Below are 5,224 nucleotides of genomic sequence, written 5' to 3'. Positions count from 1 at the left end.
GGTGTTCGATGTGCACCCGCTGTTCGCCCGGGCGCACACCTTCGTCAGGACCGACGACTTCTACGGCCTGCTCCAACTCCCATTCGTGGAGGAGCCGGGCGAGAACGTCGTCACCGTCAACGTCGGCGATGACATCGCGCTGGTACGTAGCGAACCAACGTCATCGCAGGCCGAGGCTGACGGAACGTATCGATAGGGCTTCCAGTAACCAGTCGACGGCGGGTTGAACCCAAATTGGCGGCCAATTGGTAGACACCCGGCACGCCGCATCGCCAGTGCGACCCGCGGTGCGGGCCAACGATTCTGGGGCTAGAAATTACGTCTGGTGTCGGCCCCATTCCCGGCGTAGCATCGATCACACGACGGGTTCGGGAGTGACTGATCCAAAGAGTCGGCGAAGAGATGAAAGCCGACCGCGCGGAGGTAATGAGGCGCGCTCATGTCCTCCCGAACCCGCCCTTATTCTCGCGGCAGTGAGTCGCCAGCCCGACACCAGTCGCGGCCAAGCCGCCACTCGGCAGATGCTTGAGACGGCAGTCGAGAACCGTGAACGGGCCGCCCTCAAAAAACCCTGGGCCCGTCGTGGAAGGAGACCGTCATGGGTACCGGCTCAGCAATCAGGAACGTCGTATTGGTGCACGGCTCTTTTGTAGATGGATCTACCTGGCGGGCGGTTTATGACCTGCTCACACGCGATGGCTATCACGTTGCCGTGGTGCAGAATCCGACCCTGTCATTGCAGGGCGACGCCGCCGCGACGCGCCTGATCGTCGACGCGCAAGACGGACCGGTCGTGCTGGTCGGACACTCCTACGGCGGAGCGGTCATCACCGAGGCGGGCACCCACGAGAAGGTCATAGCCCTGATCTACATCGCGGCCTTCGCGCCGGATAAGGGCGAGTCGGTCAGATCTTTCTACGGCGACCCGAACGCGCCGGAGTCACCGCTCGTGTCAGTGCCCGGCGGTTTCTTGTTCCAGGACCGGTGGGGGTTCCACAACTCGTTCGGTGCTGACCTGCCCACCGCAGACGCCGCATTCATGGCCGACGCGCAGGTCCCGTTTGCCGTGGAAGCTATGGATGAGCCGGTCACCGACCCCGCCTGGCGCAGCAAGCCAAGCTCGTACCTGATCGCAACCGAAGACCACATGATCGCACCGTCAACCCAGCGCGCGATGGCGCACCGGGCCGGTGCTACTACGGTCGAGGTCGCCGCTAGCCACGCCGTCTACATGTCACAGCCGGCCAAGACCGCAGCCCTTATTCGACAGGCGTGCACCTAGGCGAATCGCACGCCTCGCATCGGATCGATGTCGCCGTTGGCGATGAACGCGACGCGGTGCGTCGGTGAGCGATGTTCACACACTGGACTTGAATCTGTAGGTCTCGCCATGAGCGAGGTAGACGAACTCCGTCCTCGCGGTCGAGGTCTGGGCGGCCTTCTTGAAGTCGTCGAGTCCCGATAGGAATACTGAGAAGTCGTTGTAGTGGATCGGGATGGCGGTGCGCGGTTTGGTGATCTCGACAGCCTTCACTCCTTGCTCGCCGGTCATCGTGACAACCGTGACGAGGAAGGTCGTGCCACCCGTGTGAATCAGACCGAGGTCTATGTCGGGGTAACGGCGCGGGATGTCCTCGAGGCTATCGACGAGCATCGTGTCCCCGGTTATGTAGAGCCGGTAGAGGTGATCGGAATCCCGGCTGAAGTCGAGCAAGTGCCCGTTAACAGGCATCAACAGCGCATTGACTGCGTCGTCCGTGGCGTGCTTGGCCGGCATGGCGGTGATATTCAGCGTCGCGTCGCCCTTCTGCACCACGAGGGATTCCCAGGTGTCGAGGGGATAGCCCTGCTCAAAGCCGAGAGCGCTGAGCTTGTCCACCGCGTCAGCCGTTGAGACGATGGGTAGTTTCTTGTCGAGCTCTTGCGCGGCGACGTCATCGAAATGATCGCCGTGGTAGTGCGACAAGATGATCAGATCGATCGGTGGCAGGTCAGCAATCTGGCAAGCGGGTTCGACCTCGCGCCGAGCCCAGATGCCATGACCCAGATTGACGTGCTCGCCTTTGTGGAGGAAGGCGGGATCCGTCAGAATCGTCAGTCCGCCGAAACGGATCAATGTGGTGGCGTTACCGATGAAATACACATTCCCTTCGTCGAAATCTGCTGTTCCACTGCTTGGTAGCTCTAAGGCATTCATCGTCGGCTCTCCTTGGGCTGGCTATTGCTCACCACCGTGACGCGCTTCTCCATTCGGGCTTGGGATGTCGCAGTTTCAGTCTGAGCCAGATCGTGCGGACTGGCTAGGCCCCCTCGATGACCACCAAAGCCAAGGACACGGCATTCAAAATGTCAGCTCCGGTTGAATTCTGCGCAACCCGTTCCGGAACTACCTGCTCAGTTTTCGACCGGAACTGACAGACGCGGAAGAGAACCGGCCCGCTTGCCGACCCGGTGCCGAGAGCCCGAAAATCCCCCGGGGGTGAACCTTGGCGCCGGCCAAGAAGGCCGCGGTGAAGAAATCGCTACGCGGGCAGATCCACCCGCAGCGCCAGGTGCTCATCGAGTATCCGCCGCAGTGCTGCGTCCATCGGACGAGCCGTTCCGAGGTCACGGCCGAACCGGCTGTCCACCACGACCACCTCGCCGTCACGCAACTCGGCGGTCTCGACCTGATCGACGAACGGATCGAACAACCCGGTTGGCGTGGCCAGGTAATACAGCGCCCGGTGCGACTCGCTCAACCCAGCGGCATAAATCAGTCCATGTTGGGTGATCACGAAGAGTTCCGAAGTGATTCTGGCGTTCTCGACTTTGCCCCATGCCATCGCGGCGCGCCGAGTCTCGGCCAATCGATCAGGGACGTCGTCGGTGAGTGAAAGTAACCTCTCGACGAGTGCTCCACCCATTTGCGGATATGCGCCGATCGCGGGCCTGAAGTACCGCTGGAAGATCTCACCGAAGAAGTCGTACCGTTGCTCGCTCATCGCGGCTCCTCGGGTTTTCAGACGGACACCTCAATTGTGCGCCCGAAGCCGTCAGATGAGTACCGGTCTGCCGCGTCGCTTCAGCCTCTCGTCGACCAGGTCCACGCCGAAGACCCTGTACACGCCGAAGACCCTGATATTTGGGGCGATTCGCGACCCGGCACGCCATCGAGCCGAGCGGGCCGAGGCCGAGCACCAACAGTGGTCTCGCGCGATTCCAGCGCCATGATCTTCGATTGAGTCGGGACTTCCCCCCGCCCACGAATGGTGAGACCGTATCCATAGACCTCCGCAGTCGAGGACCGACTCACAGGACACCGATCAGTGTCGGCGCCGCCGAGGCTCCATATCAATGATGCAGACCGGGAGAAGCGATGAACGCATCCCTGACGGATTTCGACCAGAGCGCACTGTCGACTCACGTCGCCGCCGACCAAGGCGCTTACCACATCAGCATCGACGCCGGTCCGCACCACGTCGCGTATGCCGACATCCGGCCCTCGCGTTCCAGCGTCGAGCTCAGCATCGACATCGCGCCGGGGCACCCCTCGTCCCGTCTGCGTCGCCGCCTCATCGACGCGGTGTTCGACCTCGACATCATGTGCACACCTCGAACCATCTTGGCCGCCTTGCCCCTCGGTGACGTTGACCTACTCGACTGCGTGGCCGAACACTGCGCCGGCGTTCACACGAGGTCGGCTGGACGGAGCTGCCTCGTCGACGGACGTCTTCTCGGGGAATAGCGTCGGCCTACGACGAATTCATAGCCGCCACGTCTTGTTCCCAGATCCGTTCCCGGCGGGTCCACGATGCTGAGCTCCGATCCTGGGCCGGAATGATTTCGATCCGCTCGGCACTCGATTGGTCATCGGCCATCGGCGGATGACCGTTCAGCTTATGCTCGGGTTGGGTAGCCATGGTGCTGCCATGGCGCCGGTGCGGTTCGAGGCGAGCGATGGCCAGCAGCGACCCCCTGCCGACGCAGGGCGATGAGCACGCCGGGGTCCCGGCGGAGTTGGTGGCTGCCGGTTTCGAGGATCCCGAGGAGATCGGCCGAGGCGGGTTCGGCGTGGTGTATCGCTGCAACCAGCGCGAGCTCGATCGCACCGTCGCGGTGAAAGTGCTGACCGCGTACCTCGAGCCCGACAACCTGGAGCGGTTCGTGCGCGAGCAGGTCGCAATGGGCAAACTGTCCGGGCATCCGCACATCGTCACCATCTTCCAGGTCGGGATGACCGCCACCGGCCGGCCATACATCGTGATGCAGTACCACCCGCACGGTTCGTTGGAGACCAAGATTCATGACAACGGACCGGTCGGGTGGGCCGACGCACTGCACATCGGCGTCAAGGTCGCCGGCGCGTTGGAAACCGCGCACCGACGGAAGACCCTCCATCGCGACGTCAAGCCGGCCAACATCCTGCTCACCGAGTACGGCGAACCGCAGCTGACGGACTTCGGGATTGCCCGCATCATCGGCGGGTTCGAGACCGCGGAAGGCGCGGTCATGGGTTCGCCGGCGTATACGGCCCCGGAGGTGCTGCTCGGCCAATCACCGGACGTGAGCTCTGATGTCTACAGCCTGGCGTCGACATTGTTCTGCACCGGCACCGGTCACGCGGTGTTCGAGCGTCGCAAGGGCGAGCAGATGGTCGCCCAGTTTCTCCGGATCACCAAGCACCCGATGCCGACCCTGCGGGACTCCGGCCTGCCGACCGATGTGTGCGCAGTGATCGAGCAGGCGATGTCGCGCGATCTCGAGGACCGGCCGGCGACCGCGGAGGCCTTCGGGGAGCAGTTGCGCGACGTGCAACGGCGGCATGGCTTGCCGGTCGACGACATGCCCGTGCCCATAAGTGCGCCGACGATCCGGTACAACCCCACGCGGTCGCCGGGCACGCCATCCGGTAGTTACCCAGCGCGGATGGTGACACCCCCGACACCGGCAACCCGGTTCCAACAACCGGTGTCAACGAAGGCGTTGGTCGACCGCGCGCGGCTGATCGACGTCCTACGAGAACAGGACAAGAAGCTCACGGTGATCCACGGCCCAACCGGCTTCGGGAAGAGCACGCTTGCCGCGCAATGGGCGAAGCTGCTGACCGCCGAAGGCGTCGCGGTGGCCTGGTTGACCGTCGACCACGACGACAACAACGTGGTCTGGTTCCTGTCTCATCTGATCGAGGCCATCCGCGCGGTGACGCCCACGCTGGCAACCGAGCTCACCGACGTCTTGGAGG

5 protein-coding genes and 1 pseudogene are annotated in these 5,224 nt (G+C 63.3%); 4 read left to right on the top strand and 2 right to left on the bottom strand.

Annotated elements, in window-relative coordinates:
• Both ACRDUX_RS34900 and ACRDUX_RS34895 read left to right on the top strand, forming a co-directional pair.
• Window positions 1–196, top strand: a pseudogene (locus ACRDUX_RS34900) (hypothetical protein); the annotation flags it as partial.
• Window positions 197–598: 402 nt separating this feature from the next.
• Window positions 599–1,282 carry an alpha/beta fold hydrolase gene (locus ACRDUX_RS34895; protein ID WP_526421101.1) on the top strand — a complete coding sequence of 228 codons (684 nt, stop codon included), beginning with the start codon at window positions 599–601 and terminating at the stop codon, window positions 1,280–1,282.
• 75 nt (window positions 1,283–1,357) lie between these two features.
• On the opposite strand, the gene ACRDUX_RS34890 is transcribed toward ACRDUX_RS34895, so the two are convergent.
• Window positions 1,358–2,197 carry an MBL fold metallo-hydrolase gene (locus ACRDUX_RS34890; protein ID WP_526421099.1) on the bottom strand — a complete coding sequence of 280 codons (840 nt, stop codon included), beginning with the start codon at window positions 2,195–2,197 and terminating at the stop codon, window positions 1,358–1,360.
• 325 nt (window positions 2,198–2,522) lie between these two features.
• Window positions 2,523–2,984 carry a glucose-6-phosphate dehydrogenase gene (locus tag ACRDUX_RS34885; protein ID WP_526421097.1) on the bottom strand — a complete coding sequence of 154 codons (462 nt, stop codon included), beginning with the start codon at window positions 2,982–2,984 and terminating at the stop codon, window positions 2,523–2,525.
• A gap of 374 nt (window positions 2,985–3,358) precedes the next feature.
• On the opposite strand from ACRDUX_RS34885, the gene ACRDUX_RS34880 reads away from it, so the two are divergent.
• Window positions 3,359–3,727 (top strand): hypothetical protein, encoded by a 369-nt coding sequence (locus ACRDUX_RS34880; protein WP_526421096.1) that lies wholly within the window; start codon window positions 3,359–3,361, stop codon window positions 3,725–3,727.
• A gap of 212 nt (window positions 3,728–3,939) precedes the next feature.
• Window positions 3,940–5,224: protein kinase domain-containing protein (locus ACRDUX_RS34875; RefSeq protein ID WP_526421094.1), on the top strand; the 1,285-nt coding region annotated here is incomplete at its 3' end.

This window comes from Mycobacterium sp., assembly GCF_050701675.1.
Classification (GTDB): domain Bacteria; phylum Actinomycetota; class Actinomycetes; order Mycobacteriales; family Mycobacteriaceae; genus Mycobacterium.
This window is presented reverse-complemented; position numbering and strand designations above follow the sequence as displayed.